The 17102-nt window shown below is 46.4% G+C and carries 14 protein-coding genes; 13 read left to right on the top strand and 1 reads right to left on the bottom strand.

Annotated features, from left to right (window positions below; genetic code table 11):
- Positions 1-554: 554 nt before the first annotated feature.
- The 9 genes from ACFI32_RS05625 (at position 555) to ACFI32_RS05585 (ending at position 10190) form a co-directional block, all read left to right on the top strand.
- On the top strand, positions 555-872 hold the full coding sequence (locus ACFI32_RS05625) for an H-NS histone family protein (RefSeq protein WP_462625529.1): 318 nt from the start codon (positions 555-557) through the stop codon (positions 870-872).
- A 171-nt stretch (positions 873-1043) separates the two neighbouring features.
- Entirely contained in the window at positions 1044-1850 is an 807-nt protein-coding gene (gspN, locus tag ACFI32_RS05620) for a type II secretion system protein N (protein ID WP_462625528.1), read from the top strand.
- On the top strand, positions 1847-2770 hold the full coding sequence (locus tag ACFI32_RS05615; protein ID WP_462625527.1) for a PDZ domain-containing protein: 924 nt from the start codon (positions 1847-1849) through the stop codon (positions 2768-2770). The genes gspN and ACFI32_RS05615 overlap by 4 nt, the downstream gene beginning before the upstream one ends.
- A 114-nt stretch (positions 2771-2884) precedes the next feature.
- Positions 2885-5131 carry a type II secretion system secretin GspD gene (gene gspD, locus ACFI32_RS05610; protein WP_462625637.1) on the top strand — a complete coding sequence of 749 codons (2247 nt, stop codon included), beginning with the start codon at positions 2885-2887 and terminating at the stop codon, positions 5129-5131.
- A 51-nt stretch (positions 5132-5182) separates the two neighbouring features.
- A complete protein-coding gene (locus ACFI32_RS05605) occupies positions 5183-5392 on the top strand; it encodes a hypothetical protein (protein WP_462625526.1) in 210 nt (69 codons plus the stop codon).
- Between the two features lie 109 nt (positions 5393-5501).
- On the top strand, positions 5502-6500 hold the full coding sequence (locus tag ACFI32_RS05600) for a hypothetical protein (RefSeq protein ID WP_462625525.1): 999 nt from the start codon (positions 5502-5504) through the stop codon (positions 6498-6500).
- Between the two features lie 90 nt (positions 6501-6590).
- Positions 6591-7520 (top strand): TatD family hydrolase, encoded by a 930-nt coding sequence (locus ACFI32_RS05595; RefSeq protein WP_462625636.1) that lies wholly within the window; start codon positions 6591-6593, stop codon positions 7518-7520.
- A gap of 78 nt (positions 7521-7598) precedes the next feature.
- Positions 7599-8447 carry a tRNA threonylcarbamoyladenosine dehydratase gene (locus tag ACFI32_RS05590; RefSeq protein ID WP_462625524.1) on the top strand — a complete coding sequence of 283 codons (849 nt, stop codon included), beginning with the start codon at positions 7599-7601 and terminating at the stop codon, positions 8445-8447.
- A gap of 15 nt (positions 8448-8462) precedes the next feature.
- Positions 8463-10190, top strand: coding sequence for a GAF domain-containing hybrid sensor histidine kinase/response regulator (locus ACFI32_RS05585; protein ID WP_462625523.1), 1728 nt, complete (start codon positions 8463-8465; stop codon positions 10188-10190).
- A gap of 151 nt (positions 10191-10341) precedes the next feature.
- Here ACFI32_RS05585 and efp read toward each other — a convergent pair whose 3' ends face one another.
- Positions 10342-10914 carry an elongation factor P gene (gene efp, locus ACFI32_RS05580; protein ID WP_462625522.1) on the bottom strand — a complete coding sequence of 191 codons (573 nt, stop codon included), beginning with the start codon at positions 10912-10914 and terminating at the stop codon, positions 10342-10344.
- A 147-nt stretch (positions 10915-11061) separates the two neighbouring features.
- Between efp and epmB the strand changes: the two genes are divergently transcribed.
- The 4 genes from epmB to ACFI32_RS05560 all read left to right on the top strand — a co-directional run bounded on the left by epmB (position 11062) and on the right by ACFI32_RS05560 (position 17089).
- Positions 11062-12069, top strand: a complete 1008-nt coding sequence (epmB, locus tag ACFI32_RS05575) for an EF-P beta-lysylation protein EpmB (protein WP_462625521.1) — start codon at positions 11062-11064, stop codon at positions 12067-12069.
- Between the two features lie 241 nt (positions 12070-12310).
- On the top strand, positions 12311-14176 hold the full coding sequence (locus ACFI32_RS05570; RefSeq protein ID WP_462625520.1) for a hypothetical protein: 1866 nt from the start codon (positions 12311-12313) through the stop codon (positions 14174-14176).
- A 290-nt stretch (positions 14177-14466) separates the two neighbouring features.
- Positions 14467-16560, top strand: a complete 2094-nt coding sequence (locus tag ACFI32_RS05565; RefSeq protein WP_462625519.1) for an EAL domain-containing protein — start codon at positions 14467-14469, stop codon at positions 16558-16560.
- A 61-nt stretch (positions 16561-16621) separates the two neighbouring features.
- Entirely contained in the window at positions 16622-17089 is a 468-nt protein-coding gene (locus tag ACFI32_RS05560) for a c-type cytochrome (protein WP_462625518.1), read from the top strand.
- Positions 17090-17102 lie beyond the last annotated feature (13 nt).

Here is a 17102-nt window from a genome sequence, read left to right as displayed (position 1 = left end):
GTGTCTTTATAAGAACTACCTTTCTAAATCTTATAATCCTTAAAACAAAGGATCAATATAAAGACCCAGCCTAGTGCTGGGTTTTGTGTCTCTAACAATGATTTAACGATAGAAAATGGAAAAATAATAAGTCAGGCGACTGTGTATTCAAATAGTGCTGATGATTAGAAAAATGAAATCAAATATAAGCGTTATTTAGTGGAATAATGTCTGTTAATAACAATATTTTTTATTGGTAATAAATATATTTGGCGAAAAACAATGGTTAAAATTATTCTTTTGTTTAATATGTTAGTTATTAAAAGGAGTGGTTAAAAATAATCACTACCATTTAAATATTCATTATTATAAAAAATTATGCTAATCTGCCTAACCTGTAGTGTTTATAATGCAATATTGAAGTGGTTAGACAATGTCTGATGATAAATTTTTATCATGATGTGTCGGTCATGTGATATTTCTAACAAATAAACGTACTGTCTGTATGGTTTGGCAAGTCGCCAAAAACCATCACACCATTTTTAAAATCCTACCCAATAAAAAAAGAGGTTACTATGAGTAATGCAATCGATCTAGACAGCTTGAATGTAGACGAGCTACGCGCCATCACTGAAAATGCTCAGCAATTGATTGAGCAAAAACAGCACCAGCGTTTGCATGAAGCCTACATTCAATTTGAGCAAATCGCTGAAAATGCCAACAGCACGATTGAAGACATCTTAAAGGCGGGTGAGAGCCTTGAGAAAAAACGCAATATCAAATATCGCAACACTGAAAACAGTGAAGAAACATGGACAGGTCGTGGCCGTAAACCAACTTGGTTGGTTGAAGCACTTGAAGCCGGTCATGATATCGAAGATTTTGCGGTATAATAATTATACTTAGGACTGGGTCGAGAGTTGATAGGCCAGTTCTGATATATCGCTGATTGATTGAACAAAAGCCAGTATCTAAGTATGAGATACTGGCTTTTTTACTGTCATCTTGAGGTCATTGTTTGTTATGATAATGGCGTTTTTATCTGATAAAAGAGTGATAATGCTGTGACCCAAACGTCTGCTGCGTCTCATAAGCGCCCGCGCAAGCGGTGGTGGCTCGTTGGGCTGCTGCTGTTTTCGTTGTTTACCTTGTTGCAAATGCCAGCCGCGTGGGTGGTAGAAAAGTACGCACCGCAGTCTCCTTATGTGCAGCATGTGTCTGGTAACGTCTGGCAAGGCGCTGCCATTTGGCAGCTGCCTATATCCCAAGCCTCGTTGACAGGCGCGGCAAATTGGTCATGGCGACCGTGGCAACTATTCCTCGGTAAACTGGGCGCGGATGTTGATATCAGTACAGGCCAGACGCGTCTGGATGGGCAGGTCAATATCGGCCGCAACAGTTGGCAAGTCGATGAACTGCACGGCAAAGTTGCCCCTGAGACGCTGACCAATATAGTCAATTGGCAGCTGCCGAGCGCTCCTATTCAGGTCAACGGGGTATCGCTTGAACACCACTCTGCTACAGAATCAGCCGCTGCTGGCTTTGTGGCTGCGGATGGTCAACTCACTTGGGTTGGCGGCGAGCTTGGCTATCCAAGTGGCGGTAAGGTTTTTTATCTCACCATGCCGCCACTGCGTGCTGAGCTGAGCGCGGAGCAGAAAAATAATTTGAACCTGCTGCATATCAATTTACTCAACAATCAAGACAAACGACTGGGCGATCTATATATTGATGGTGATAACATGCTCGATGTGAGTTTAACCCAGCGCTTATTAGAAAATATGCCTGAATATAAAGGCCAAGCCCCGCAAGATACGCCAGTGGTTAGTGTCCGTCAGCCGCTGCTATCAGGGCTAGGGCGCACGCCATGACAACAGTGGTCAATAGTCTCAAACCAGCTATCGATATGGTCAATCGCTGTGCAGCGTGGCTGCTACTGGCCGCCACCATCTGGCTATGCTGGACAGCAGCACGACTGCTTTGGTTGCTACTTGCGCCGCCTTTGCCGCCTGCATTACCTGTAGTGCCGTTACAAAACAGCAGTGCTCAAATGGGTGATAGTAGCGGTCTGTTTACTATCTTTGCTGATGCTGTGCCTGACGCCGCCTCTATCGCGCCGCCGCCCAATGTGTTGCTTAAAGGGGTGATGCTGGCTGTGCCAGAGTCGCTGTCCTCTGCTTTATTAGACGTTAATGGTGAGGTGAAAAACTACCGTATTGGTGATCCATTAAGAGACAGCGGCTACACGCTGGTTGCTGTTGACTGGAATGAAGCCATTATTGCCGATGCCGCCGATCAGCAAACGGTAATCAGTATGGCAGATGCGATGATGCTGGATCAGCGCGGCGGCGTAGGCAATCAAGTCGCCAATCAGCGCCTGCCAAACACCCCAAAAAATCTCAATATGATGAATCCCTCTACGTTGCCCACGCCATCGCTGCCCAATGGCGGCACAGGCGGTGAGAACCGTGATGCATTATCTAACAGTTCCCCTAACTCAGCGATTGAAGAGGCAGTGACCGCGCTGCAGGACAACCCTGCCAGCTATCTGAGCCGAATGGGGGTGATGGCATCGGGAGAGGGGTATCAGGTCACCGCCGCGATGCCATCAGGACTGCGTAGTCGTCTAGGGCTTGAAGCAGGCGACCGTGTTTTGAGTGTCAATGGACAAAATGTGGGCAGCAACCCTACTCAAGACGCCTCGTTATTACAACAAATACAGCAATCAGGTGAAGCGCAGATTGAAGTTCAGCGTGGTGATCAAGTCATCACTGTTCGCCAGCAGTTTTAGCATACTGCCGCAACCCTGTTAACGCGCTATTTGATGCGACCTATATGGCTACCATCAATAGCGCAATACGATTTTATATCGCAATGAGCGACATCACAGTGGGTAACTATGACCATGGTAAGTTTGCATAAATTTTCAGTACGCCCGTTACAACAGATCGTGCCGCGCCTGATGCGCTTGTGCCGTCCGCTATGCTTGGCATTGCCATTATGGGCAGCGGCAGCGGGACTGGCACATGCTGAGAGCTGGAAAGTCAATTTACAAGACGCTGATATCAAGGCGTTTATCAATGAAGTTGCCACCATCACTGATCAAAACTTTGTCCTTGATCCGCGTATCAATGGTAATGTGACCGTCATTTCAAACCGTGCGTTGTCTCGCGATGAAATTTACCAGTTGTTTTTAAGTGTGATGCAGGTCAATGGCATTGCCGCGATTGAGTCAGGTACGACCATTAAACTGGTGCCAGATAACGTGGCAAAGCAATCGGGTGTTGACGTGGATCTACGCGGCGATACCGTGGGTGAAGCACTGGCCACGCGAGTGATTTATCTGACCAACACCCAAGCCGCAGAGGTGCTGGGTGTGATTCGACCGCTGATGCCGCAGTCGGCTCATGCTGCTGCTGTATCAGGTGTCAATGCTTTGGTATTGTCAGACCGCGCCGATAGCCTGAACCAGCTGACGGCTTTGATTCGTGACCTCGATAGCAATGTGAATGATAGCCTGCGTGTGATTACGCTACGTCACGTTGATGCTGAGCGCATGATGGATCTGATCAGTGCGCTGGTCAGCAGTGCAGGAACGGGTTCAGGGGCAGGTTCAAATAACAACCAATTGAAAGTCATTGCTGATAGTGCCAGTGACCGTCTGTTGGTGAAAGGCAGTCCTGAGATGATTGCCAAAGTCCAAGAGATGGTCAATCAGCTCGATACCACGCCAACACGGCGCCTGAGTGGTCTGCGCGTGTTTCGTCTCAAATATGCCAGCGCCAGCCATATTGCCGATATGTTACGCGGCCTACTGGCCAACCAGTCTATTAATAGTACAGGTGCGACATCGACCTTAGAGTCGGCCTCGCTGGAGAGCGGTAGCAATACTACTGCAGCGCTAACCAATAACCCCAGTGCCGCTTCAGGTATCGCCGCCAACACATCGACCAGTAGTGCAGGCGGGTCGGGTACAGGTATTGGAGGTCGACCTTTTAGTATCATCGCTGATGAAACGCAAAATTCGGTCATTGTGAATGCCGCGCCTGAGCTGATGGTCGAAATAGAAGAGGCGGTCAACCAGCTTGATAATCGCCGCGCTCAAGTGCTCATTCAGGCGGCAATCGTCGAAGTCTCAGGCAATGATGCCAAGCAGCTGGGCGTTCAATGGGCGCTTGGTAATGCCAATAGTGGCTACGGTGTGGTCAATTTTAATAACGTAGGCGCCAGCGCCACCAGTCTGGCCGCGGCAGCCCTTAGTGGCAGCCCTCTTGCCATCAGTGATGCGGCAACCTCTATTGCAGGCGCACTGATTGGTATTGGTGATAGCCGCAAAGACAGCAGCGGTAACGAGCAGTTTTATGGTGCCATCTTGCAGGCCCTTGACTCGACTACCAGTGCCAACTTGTTATCTATGCCATCTATCCTGACGCTGGATAATGAAAAAGCCAGCATCTTAGTTGGACAAAATGTGCCCTTTGTCACTGGTTCTTATACCACCAGTGGTAACTCTTCAAATAATCCATTTCAGACCATTGATCGTAAAGATGTGGGTATTAACTTAAATGTCATTCCGCATATTGGTGACAATGGCACCGTACGTTTAGAAGTGTCGCAAGAAGTGTCCACCGTCGTGCCCAGCAGTATTGGTAATTCAAATGGCCTGATTACCAATAAAAGCCTGATCAACACCACTATCTTGGCCGATGATCAGCAGACCATCGCCCTTGGTGGCTTAATGCGTGATAACACCACCACGCGCCAACAAAGAGTCCCCGGTCTGGGCAATGTGCCCGTGATTGGTCGGTTGTTTCGATCCGATGATGATAGTAAAGAAAAAAGCAATCTCATTATCTTTTTGCAGCCGACAATCTTGCGTGATGGCGGTGCCGTCGCCAGTATCACTGAGCGCAAATACAACCAAATGCGCGTGATGCAATTGGTTATTGATAAAAATGGCACTATCAAACAGTTGCCGCTGAGCGGTACAGAAGGCTGGGACGGTGACGTCAGTCAAGATTACGAGCTGATGCCGCTGAATCCATTGGTGCCCAAACGCGATCAAGCAGCCAAGCCGACTACCAAACGCCCGAGCTTTACCAGAATCGACAATCCCACCAGTGGTATGAATACTTATCCGCTTGAGCCTTAATGCTGATGGGTTTTAGGTTTGATGAGCAAGTAATGTATGAAGGGCCAGTTGATGATGACATCTACCAGCAAATCTAGCACTTTGCCGCCGCCAGTTGGCGAGCAAGTGTCATCCAAGAAAAAGGCAGCTGCTAAAAAATGGCTGACCTTAAGCCTAGTGGGTGCTGCGCTGCTATTGATCCCCAGACGCAGTAGCTATCATCTATGTAATAGCGCTGGCGCAACGCCACAATCACGTAAAAACCACAAACAACCCTGCTAAATATACGACGGTGCGCTGATTTTGTGATAGTTTATCTATAAAGTATGCCAAGCGCCCAGCCATGAGTGGTGGGCGTGCTTATTTTACAAGGTATGTGATTATCACCACTATGAAAAAGCACTCAAGATACGTAGGTACAACATCGCGAGCCGCCAGCTATAGAGCCGTGCTGTTTATGCTGACGGCATTGGCTCTGGTTGCTTGTAAGCCGCAGCCAAGATCTATGTTTGAGCAGCAGGCGGACGCTGAAGCCAATCAGGCAGCTGAGTCAAGCGCTGAGTCTGAAGCGCTTGCCGCCATCGTCGCGCCAGTAGTAACGGCGCCTGCCTCTGAAACGGACACCCAGATCAATAGTCCGCGCCGCACCATTGATGTCTCTACCCATCAAGCCATTGCCAAGCAGCGTAGCTGTGAGGGCGACCAAGCCGATTGTCAGTATTTTGAGCTCAATGTTCTTGAGTTTGAGCCAGCACAGCCGTGGTTAAATAGCATCATGTGGCAAACCATCGCACGCGTCATGGCACCAGAAACCCCGCTGGCCAGTCAAGATGAAGTAGCCAAAAAAACTGTCTCAATGTTATTTAACCAAGTGGCGTATAGTGAACAGGCGGTGCCCACATTGCCCATGTATCAGCGCATCGACACTGACTTGATACTGAACGCTTCCAGCGATGCACAACAGCAGACAGACAAGGCGGATACTGGCTATCTGGTTGTCCACGCCACGCAGCAGCACGGCGGTCATCAGCGTCATTATCTCAGTTATGTCATGCTTGATATGCAAAAACAGTTGCAATTGACCATTCGTGATATTCTGTTACCTAACGTCGATACAGAAATGCTGCTAGACACATTTCAACATACTAAGAAAAAATGGCTCACTGAACAGGGCGTAGCAGCTGATCAAGTTAAAGACTGGCCACTGCAGTTGTCCTCGCAATGGTATTTGGACGAACAAGGACTGCATATGGTCTATCAAGCAGGTGAGCTGCTCGAGGTGCAAACAGAGGCGGTAGATCTAATGGTGCCTTATGGCTTACTTCAGCCACTGATCAAGCCGCGTTACATGGTCACAAGCCCAGAAAGCGCTGGTCATTCGGGAACCTGAGACTGTGTTAAATTGCAGAATATTGACTTGATTTATCTACCAATAACCATCGATAAACGCGAATCGATTGATTTTGGATATCCCATCATGATGACTGAGAATAGATCTGCTCATGACCTGACTGTATTGTCTGAGGTTATGCCATTGATTGACACCCACACCCATTTTGATGATGTTGTCTTTGATGATGATCGGCTATTACAAGCGGCGCAAGCACGTGCAAAAGGTGTCCATCATTTGGTGCTGGTTGGCTATGTCTATCAGCATATTGAGCGGCTGTATCACACTCAGCAGACGCTACAATCCGATACCATGTATGCACCCCAGAGTCATATTGCGCTAGGTTTGCATCCTTTTTATATTGAGCAGCATACAGAAAAAAATCTTGCACAGCTTGAGCAATTGATAACTGACAGGCGTCCGCTTGCTATTGGCGAGATTGGGCTAGATACTTATACCCCAGCCATGAAACAGCCCGAGGTCTTTGCCAAGCAGCAACAATTTTTTGTCGCACAACTTGATCTGGCAGTGCAGTACCAATTACCAGTGATGCTGCATATTCGTAAGGCTCATGCTGAAGCACTAGCCATTTTAAAAGCGCACGCTTACGATGCTCAAAAGCTTGGCGGCATCGCGCATAGCTTTAGTGGCGGTGTGCAAGAAGCCAAAGCCTTTGTCAAATTGGGATTCAAACTGGGCATTACAGGTCAAGTCACCAACCCAAACGCCAAAAAGCTGCGCAAGGCCATCCAAGCAGCCGTGGAAACGTACGGCATAGAGTGTCTTGTGATTGAAACGGACTGTCCTGATATGATGCCGATGGCGTGTCAAAATGCAGCGCCCACCGAGTCTAGGCCCCAGCGCAATGTCCCTGCCAATCTGCCTTGGGTCTTAGCGAGTTTAAGTGAGTTATTAGCTCTGCCAGCAGCTGACCTCGCGTTGCAGTTGTGGCATAATAGTTGCTGTGCATTACAGATGGCATGGCCTTATCCATCAGCCAAAATCAGCGATAAAGCATAAGTATGTTCCACAACCAAGAGCAATGATACTAGGCTAAGGCAGTATCATTATTTCCGACTATAAGAGCCAGCCATTTCTATGACCCATCAACCCAATATTGCCGTGTCATCCGCCGTGAGTGCCGTAGCTGATGACGACCAGTACCAGCGCCGCTTTCAAGGGACACAGACCTTATATGGCGAAGCCACCTGTGAACTATTTGCTGCCGCACATGTCTATGTTATTGGCGTGGGTGGCGTCGGCTCTTGGGTCGCAGAGGCGCTGGCACGTACTGCAGTCGGTACAGTGACACTGATTGATTTGGACGTTTTGGTTGCTTCCAACGTTAACCGTCAACTGCCTGCTCTTGATAGCAATTTTGGTCAAAGTAAAATTGCGGCTATGTCAGATAGGATGACCCAAATCAATCCACGTATAAAGGTCAACTTGGTCGATGACTTTTTGACACCTGATAATGTGGCGACGCTATTGCCCAGTCGCGAGATGGCAAAGACAGCGGCGCGTGCCAATCGGCCCATGATCATCTTAGATTGTGTTGATGACATGCAGGCAAAGGTTGCTATTGCGCTCCATTGTCGATTTAATAAACTAAAATTGATTTGTGCTGGCGGCGCAGGTGGTAAGATAGATCCATTACAAATCACCACCAGTGATTTAAAAGACTGCTATCAAGACCCACTATTGGCGAGACTACGCAATAAACTGCGTCACGAAAAAGGCATCAATAGTGCCTTAAAAGAAAAGTTTGGTATCCGATGTGTATATTCGACAGAACCGCCAAAAGTGAATAAAAGTTGTCAAAGCGGTGGGCTGCATTGTGGTGGATATGGGTCTGCGGTGACGGTCACTTCAGTTGTGGCAATGATAATGGTGAGTGAAACACTGCAGCTGCTGACATCGCATGCTGCCAACACGAGCTTACGGTGATTGAGGGAGAACCACATGCCGAATTATTCTTACCCTATAGCGATGGATGAAAAAGCTCGTATCGCTAAACTACGGGAATACAATGTGCTCAACAATGACAATGAGCTTGCCTTTTCGCGCTTAACTGAGATGGTCAAGTTGTTTTTTGATGTGCCGATTGTGACCATTACTTTTATGGATGAGGAAACTCAGTATCTCAAGTCTCCTCATGGGCTGGATGATATTTGCACGACACCGCGTGAGATGGCGATTTGTAACTATACGGTGCTATCCAATGAGGTGTTTACCGTACCAGACTTGACACTTGATGCGCGCTTTAAACACAATCCTTTAGTTACTGAACATCCCTTCTTTCGCTTTTATGCTGGCGCACCGATTATCTTGCGCGAGGAGCATCAAACATATCGTCTAGGCTCGCTGTGCGTCATTGATACCAAGCCCAATCATGATTTTACCGATCAGCAAAAGCAGTTGCTCGAACAGTTTGGTGCCATGGCAGGGGATGCGCTGCAATTACAAAAACAGCAGCGCCAAGCCAAAAAAGACAGTGACATGAAGTCTGAATTTTTGGCCAATATGAGCCATGAAATACGCACACCGATGAATGGCATCATGGGCATGGTCGATATGCTGGATGAAACGCCGCTTAGCCGTGAGCAGCAAGAGTATGTGGAGAATATCAAAGTCTCAACCGAGCATTTATTGGTCATTATCAATGGCATCTTAGACCTCTCTAAGGTCGAAGCAGGCAAGATGACGATTGATAGTGTCCCCATGGATTTGTCTGAGTTGTGCAATGAAGTGATCAATTTGTTTGCGGCAAAATCGCGTCAGCGCGGCGTGACGCTGGATTATCATTATACTGAAGAGCTGTCCTCTTATGTCAAAGGCGATCCTGTTCGCCTCAAACAAATTTTGGCCAATCTGGTCAACAATGCCATTAAATTTACCCGCGAGGGCGGGCGCGTTAGTATTACGGTCAATCATGCCTTGTATTGCAAATGGGCTTATTGCACGCTAGGTAGCGACGATCATGACTTAAACGAATGCGAAGAGATGATTTCTATTTCCGTTTCGGATACGGGTGTGGGTATCAAACCTGAATCCCTCGATGCCATCTTTGATGCTTATAGCCAAGCTGACAAATCTACCCATCGTCTTTATGGCGGCACAGGTTTGGGTCTGTCGGTCTGCAAATCATTGGTTGAACTGATGGGCGGTGATATTCGGGTCAAAAGCAAAGTCAGCTTTGGCACCACTTTTGAGGTGCTATTGCCATTGCCTACGATTGAGCAATCACAGTTTGACGTGACGCAATATTCTGATCGTATTGACCCTGAGCCTATTGCCCAAGATGTTGGACATATTTTATTGGTCGAAGACGACAGTGTGAATGCCATGATTGCCAAAAAGGCTTTACACAGCTGCGGTCATACCGTGACACATGTCACGGATGGACAAAAAGCCATTGAAGCTTTTGCCGAGAATCCTGAGACTTATGATGTGATTCTCATGGATCATCATATGCCCATCATGGATGGGATGCAGGCGACGATTAAGCTGCACGAAACCTACGATCCGAGCATCTTGCCGCCGATTATTGCACTGACGGCCAATGCGATGGACGGAGAACGTGAAAAATACCTAGATGCAGGCATGCAGGATTACTGTACCAAACCTTTCAAAAAAGAGCAGCTCAATGCGTTGGTACAGTACTGGCTGATGCACAAGCGTTCAATGTGATTGTTTTTAGATAAAAGATTTAGCCAGTTTAAGACCGCTAAATGATTTAATGGGCTAATTAATGACACGCCCTAAATAGCACCCAAAAAAAAGCGCAGTCACCATCAACGAGACTGCGCTTTTTTGTGCAGGATAATGAGTGTAATCTGGGTTAGTTAACACGCGTCTGATAATCGCCAGTACGGGTATCTACACGGACTACTTCACCTTGCTGGACGAATAATGGCACCCGTACTACTGCACCAGTCTCTAATACGGCAGGTTTTCCGCCGCCGCCTGACGTGTCACCACGGACACCTGGATCGGTCTCAGTGATTTTCAATTCAACAAAATTTGGCGCGGTGACAGACAATGGCACACCGTTAAACAAAGTGATGACACATAGGGCATTGCTGTCGTCTTTTAACCACTTGCCCGCATCACCAAGCGCCGCTTTATCTGCTTGCAACTGCTCATAGCTTTCAGGATGCATAAAGTGCCAGAACTCACCATCATTGTATAAATAGTTCATTTCTGTGTCCATCACATCAGCTGCTTCTAAGCTGTCACCTGATTTGAAGGTTTGCTCAAGCACTTTACCGCTACGTAGGTTACGCAGTTTGACACGGTTAAACGCTTGCCCTTTACCAGGTTTGACAAACTCATTTTCAATGATGGCGCAAGGATTGCCATCCAGCATTACTTTTAATCCAGCTTTAAACTCATTGGTAGAAAAACTTGCCACAAAAGACTCCTAGGGGTTGTCAAGGAAGGTAATAGTGCACCATATGATCTGATGTCATCAGCTATGGCGATGTTTGGTGGGCATACTTTGATAGCACGGCATATAACGGCGTATAATGTCGTTTTTAGGCGCACGTATTAGGCTGTCATGATAAACCATTTAATCACACAAAAAAACTGGCAAACGCAATTATCCGAGGCCATCACCTCGGTGGATGAGTTGCTACAAATACTCGATCTTGAAGCACTAAAACCCACTCTTTACTTGCCAACTCACTTTGAGCTGCGAGTACCACGCGCTTTTGTGCGTAAAATGACAGCTGGAGATGCCGAAGACCCGCTTTTAAAGCAAGTGTTGCCAGATAAGCGTGAGCAAATAGCAGTGACCGGATATGTGGCAGATCCACTGGCTGAACATGCGCACAATCCAACCAAAGGCTTGTTGCACAAATATGAGTCGCGCGTTCTACTAACGCTAACGGGTGCTTGTGCGGTACATTGTCGTTATTGCTTTCGCCAGCATTTTGACTATCACAGCAATATGCCAACGGCCAGTGCTCAGGCTGAGATTATCGATTATATTACTGCTCATCCTGAAATTAACGAGGTGATTTTAAGTGGTGGTGACCCGTTAAGCGTGACCAATCGGCGTTTATTTGCTTGGCTTGATACCTTAGAAAAAATTGAACAGCTCAGTACCATTCGGCTACATACTCGCTTGCCTGTGGTTATTCCAGCACGTCTTGATGATGAGCTACTTGACCGACTGGCGAGAAGCCGCTGCCAGATCGTGATGGTCATCCACTGCAACCATGCCAATGAAATTGATGTACAAACTGCCGAGTCGCTCCAGCGTGTGCGAAAAGCAGATGTGATGCTATTGAATCAAACGGTATTGCTTGCAGGCGTGAATGATAGTGTGACGGCACAAGTGGCGCTCAGTCAGCGGCTCTTTTCTACAGGAGTATTGCCGTATTATCTGCATTTATTGGATAAAGTCGCAGGCGCCGCCCATTTTGACATCGATGAAAATACGGCTATTGACCTATATTGGTCGCTTTTAGCCTCGTTACCAGGATATTTGATACCAAAACTGGTCAGAGAATTACCAAATAAGCCATTTAAAGTGCCCGTTGACATTTATAATATACGATAATTTATAAATTTTGATAAACTTAGTATGGTAACATATCTCAGTTTATTAGTAAGCATTTGTTTCTTAGTTGTGATTAATCCTAATCTGACAATTTTTGCCAGATGTATTATTGGGGGGTCGTTAGTGCAAGACATAACGACCATATATCGAGTATCACGTGGTATGAAGGAGCTCGGCATACTAAACGTTCACTCATTGTATGGGGTTGTTAGGCTATTTTAAATTGCTAACGGGGAGTCTTATGATTACTTTATCGTCATTTCAGTCTTATTTATCATCCGAGCCACCTGCCAATGAGCGCTCGGCTCTGCACACGATGGATATAGGCAATGTAGAAGATGCACAGCTACTCAAATGGACGGCCAATTTGCCCATGCAGGCAGAGTCTGAGCAGATTAAGCAATTAGAAACCATACTGACCAAGCTGAGCATTAGCGACATAGATGATAAAAAAAGATTGCGCTTGATGAGCATCGTGATGGGTACAGCTGATCGACTGATAGTTAATTTGCGTAAGCGCTATATTTATGAGGTCGAATCGCTGAGTGATGACCAGCTACATGATATGGATCAGGTCAAATCCTTATATTATTTGATTATCATGGTTTACGATGGGGTGATAAGACGGGAGCGTGCGGCGCTTGATTATCAACAGCATGCACCCAGCACCCGTGTGTGGCAGCGCTTTATACGCTCAGAGCCAGTATTGCCAGTGACTTTGGCCGCTGCGATCTATCATTCACTACTTGCATACCAAAAATTACTGTTTGAAAGTGCCATTTGTTATCAGCGCCCCCCTGTATATATATGGTCAGCGCTCAATCGCTTATATCGTCTGGCCTCCTTGCACCAGTTGACCCATGCTGATTTGACCTTAGAAGTGATGAATAGGCAGGCAACCTGTATTCATGATCTTTATAGCCAAGCTTGCTTGCATAGTCTGCTCAATGTGGTTGCCATGCGCCGCGCCAATATCTTGCTGGCTCAGCGTCTGTTACCCGAATGGTCAGCACATGTCCGTGCCACGCTAGAGCCACAAACGCGTACGCGCTTATTTGTCGATTTAGAAAGCGATAATCAGCCTGAATATCTGACCACGGCCACACGGATCAATCCTTACAAAGCCGATACGTATTGTTTGTTTATTGAACTTGAGCCACTGACCACCTATTTACGCCAGCACCAAGAAACGTTAATGAATAACCATGAAAAGGCGAATGAGTATCGCTTGGTTGTAGAGGTGCTTATGGCGCTGACACATCGCTATATTTCACGACAAGTGACTGCGTTATCTAGTACCAAGATCAAGCAGCGGGCAACGGTCATCACTGGGTTTAGCAATATTCACTACCGTGTGGCGGGTGATCGTAGCTTAATGAATTTAATTGCGCCGCAAAGCTTGCCCGCTGAGCATCTGCCCATTTACGATACGGCGCCGCAGCAAAAAAGCAAGCAGACCATATTAGAAATAGAGCTGCCGGACCATCCTGATGCCGCCGCCTCACTTAAAACGCTGCGTTTGCTGACGGCGCAGGACATAGCCGCGCAGCCAAGCATAGCCCATATGTCTGATTGTGATGAAGTTAATGACAAGTACAGTACGCCTACCAAGGACTTATCGGTTAAGCCACCAAAATTAACAGACATCTTTGAAGCGGTGACGGCTCCAGAAGATGAGGATAATAGTCGGTACCCCAAAACAAACCTATTGGACACAGCGCCGCCACGACTAAAGAGTATGAGCTTGTTTCTATTGAGTCCGCACCCAGAAGATATCAAAAAGAATTGGGCGCTTGGTGTGGTACGCTGGCTTAATATCGATGAGCAACTGGTTGAAGCGGAAGCTCAAATACTTGGTCATGCACCAACTGCCTGTGCGCTGCGCTTAGTTGATAGAGACAATCGCAGCCTGCGTTTCGTACCAGCTCTGTTGCTTGCTCGTGAAGACACCCTGCAAACAACGTGTAGTCTTTTGGTACCGTCTTATCAGTTTAAAGCTAATGACCGAGTGTTGGTACGTTTAAACGACAAGCAAAAACCGCTCAGATTACAGCGTAGACTGCTGTCCACAGAGCGGTTTACACAATATGAAGTGGTACAACTATAAGGTCTTGTAGAAACGCTATCATATGCGCTGATGACTTATATCAGCTATTTATCATCATCTGTTGCTTTTATGCTCAGCAGGATGATTGTGCTATTGTGTGATATCAGTAGCAAATGTTGATAAAATTAAGTACTCTGTGGCACCATGCCATTGGTTATTAATTCATTGTGTAAAAAATATGACGCGTTACTCATGGTTGTATTGAACTGTGGGACGGTGCTATCTAACACATTATGTTACTTAAATCACGCTTATCTTATATTGCAAGCGAAATCTAAAAAAGGCCTGCCATGCAAAAGAAAACATTGCTTAATTTGTTGGTTATTGATGAAGATCAACTATATGCCGAACGCTTGGTCAGCTTACTGTCTGCTTATTATGATCAGGTCAACTTAGGTTTTTTAGATGATGAAGAGGAATTATTAAAAACTCTGCGCCATCAGTGGGATGTACTGATATTCGGCAAAGCCTATGATATGGGGTTTACTGATGTGGTAGCTATCGTACAAGAACAGAAGCTTGACCTCCCCATGATTTGCTTGATGAATGATGATATGGCCCATACTGGCCGTAATGAAGACGGCTTACCTGCCGTAATTGATGGCACCATGGTCAAAGCATTGCTGGCAGAAAAAGAAACCCAAGTGATAATGGCGATTTGTCTGCAGCATGCCAACTTGCGTGCACGTCGTCAATTAAAAACCCTGCGCTACGTGTTGTCAGAAGCAGAGCAGCGCGCCAATATCCTCATCAAAAACTCCAAAAGTGCAGTTGCATATCTGGATCAGGGTATTCATATTTTCGCCAACGATCCGTACTTGCAGTTGTTTGGTTTTAAAACGATGAGTGAGATTATTGGCGTGCCTGTTATCGATTTGATTGCAGGCGGTGATAATGTGAAGGCTTTTAAACAGTTCTTACGTAAGTTTGACAAAGGCAGCCGCGATCAGGTGGAATTTAATTTTGAGAGCCGCCGTACTGATGACACTACGTTTGAGGCCAAACTACAATTGGCCGCTGCGACCTTAGAGGGTGAGCCTGTCACGCAAATTATTATTCAGCAAAATACCAATAGTAGCGCTGAGATTGCTAAAAAACTGGCCCAAGCTGAGCGTCAAGACAGCTTAACGGGGCTCAATAATCGTCGCGGTTTTGAAGAATACTTTGAGCGCTTATATCAGCAGATACAGCAAGGAGAAACCAGTGCCGGTTTATTTTATATTCAACTGGATAATATTGGTAAAATTAGCAGTAGTTTAGGTTTACAAGGCGTTGATGCTACCATTAAACAAGTGGGTTACTTGCTTGATGAGATGATTGAAGAGGGGCACGTCAGCCGCTTTAGTGACACGGCATTTACCATTTTGGTTGAAAACCTAACCACTCAAGCACTAAAAGATACGGCTGAGCGTATCCGTGAACGTATTGGAAGTATGTTGATTGAGGTTGATAAGCGCACCACCTCAACCACAGCCAGTATTGGTATTGTCAAAGTTGAAACCAACGCTGCCGAACCGCAAGTGCTGCTTGAGCGCGCCATTGATGCGATTAATAGTATTCGGATTGAAACAAAAAATACAGGTGACGCTTATCATCTATACGATCCTCATGAGCATGCCAATAGTGATGATGCAGCGCTTGCCGAAGCATTAGCCAATGCCATTACTCACAATCAATTTGAGCTACAGTTCCAGCCCATATATGACATCGATACTGACAGTAGTGATTTCTTTGAAGTATATCTGCGTCTGCCGCTATCAGATACTGATAAGACCGTTTTGACTCCTGATCATTTCATGGCGGTCGCGAAAACCCATAATTTACGTGAAAAAATTGATCGCTGGGTACTGATCCATGCGTGTAAGCGATTAAACGAAGTACGAAAATCTCAGCCTACCGCGCGTATATTGGTGCAATTGACCAGTGCATCACTAACTGACAAGCAGCTACCAGCGGTGGCCAGTCAGTTGATTAATGCCATCGGAGGCGAGGCAGGTGCCCTGATGTTACAGTTTAATGAGCAAGATGTGTCCAACCATATGACAATGGCCAAATCACAATTTGCGGCGCTAAATAATATCAACTGTCGAATGAGCATTCATCATTTTGGTAATTCGGCCAAATCCATTGAAATTGCCGATTTTGTCAAACCGGATATGGTCAGACTGTCTAGAAATTATGTGGAAGGGATTAATAACGCGGATAACTTAGATACTGTCAAAGCGCTGATCACACGCGCTAACGAGCTCAAGATTGATGTACTCATGCCTTATATCGAAGATGCAGCGACCATGTCAGTATCTTGGAGTGTTGGCGCGCGCTACCTACAAGGGTATTATCTTGAAGAACCCAGCAGTACCATGCATGTCGTTTCTGACAAGTAACTGACTTGATGCGCATATCAACCATTATACCGATATATTACTAACCCATAAGTCAAAAACCATGTTCCAAAAGTATGCATTAAGATATAGCAGTGTGTTATTGGCGTTAACCATATTAAGCGGCTGTGAGCATACCCCACCTGACAGCCGCGCCGCCGTCAGCTTGCCGCCTTATACCCAAGGTGACGCCGATCGTGGCTCTCTCATCTATAAGGATGCTTGTGGCCAGTGCCATCAACTCAACCCTGGTCACAACAAAAAAGGTCCGCAGCTGATGAATGTATACGGAGCCCCTGCTGCTAGTCTCAAAGATTATGACTATAGCGAAGCGCTGATAGCTTCAGAATGGATATGGGATGCCCAAACGCTAGACCCTTATATTGCGGATGCGACAAAAGTATTGCCGAATTCAAAAATGCTATCAGACCCTATGCCAGATGCACAAGAGCGCGCGGATGTGATTGCTTATTTGTCGACGCTACGAGCCATACCAGAACCCCAGCCGTCAGCTGAAAATACAGATAAATAGTGCCTATACGATC

It is taken from the genome of Psychrobacter sp. PSi21 (assembly GCF_054960615.1).
Note: the sequence above shows the minus strand (reverse complement) of the source record. Positions and strands in the feature narration are given on the sequence as shown.

Coding starts and splice junctions, on each gene's coding strand:
- ACFI32_RS05570 (WP_462625520.1), top strand. CDS start 12,311: ATGATTACTTTATCGTCATTTCAGTCTTATTTATCATCCGAGCCACCT.
- epmB (WP_462625521.1), top strand. CDS start 11,062: ATGATAAACCATTTAATCACACAAAAAAACTGGCAAACGCAATTATCC.
- ACFI32_RS05625 (WP_462625529.1), top strand. CDS start 555: ATGAGTAATGCAATCGATCTAGACAGCTTGAATGTAGACGAGCTACGC.
- ACFI32_RS05560 (WP_462625518.1), top strand. CDS start 16,622: ATGTTCCAAAAGTATGCATTAAGATATAGCAGTGTGTTATTGGCGTTA.
- ACFI32_RS05600 (WP_462625525.1), top strand. CDS start 5,502: ATGAAAAAGCACTCAAGATACGTAGGTACAACATCGCGAGCCGCCAGC.
- ACFI32_RS05605 (WP_462625526.1), top strand. CDS start 5,183: ATGATGACATCTACCAGCAAATCTAGCACTTTGCCGCCGCCAGTTGGC.
- ACFI32_RS05585 (WP_462625523.1), top strand. CDS start 8,463: ATGCCGAATTATTCTTACCCTATAGCGATGGATGAAAAAGCTCGTATC.
- ACFI32_RS05595 (WP_462625636.1), top strand. CDS start 6,591: ATGACTGAGAATAGATCTGCTCATGACCTGACTGTATTGTCTGAGGTT.
- ACFI32_RS05590 (WP_462625524.1), top strand. CDS start 7,599: ATGACCCATCAACCCAATATTGCCGTGTCATCCGCCGTGAGTGCCGTA.
- gspD (WP_462625637.1), top strand. CDS start 2,885: ATGGTAAGTTTGCATAAATTTTCAGTACGCCCGTTACAACAGATCGTG.
- ACFI32_RS05615 (WP_462625527.1), top strand. CDS start 1,847: ATGACAACAGTGGTCAATAGTCTCAAACCAGCTATCGATATGGTCAAT.
- ACFI32_RS05565 (WP_462625519.1), top strand. CDS start 14,467: ATGCAAAAGAAAACATTGCTTAATTTGTTGGTTATTGATGAAGATCAA.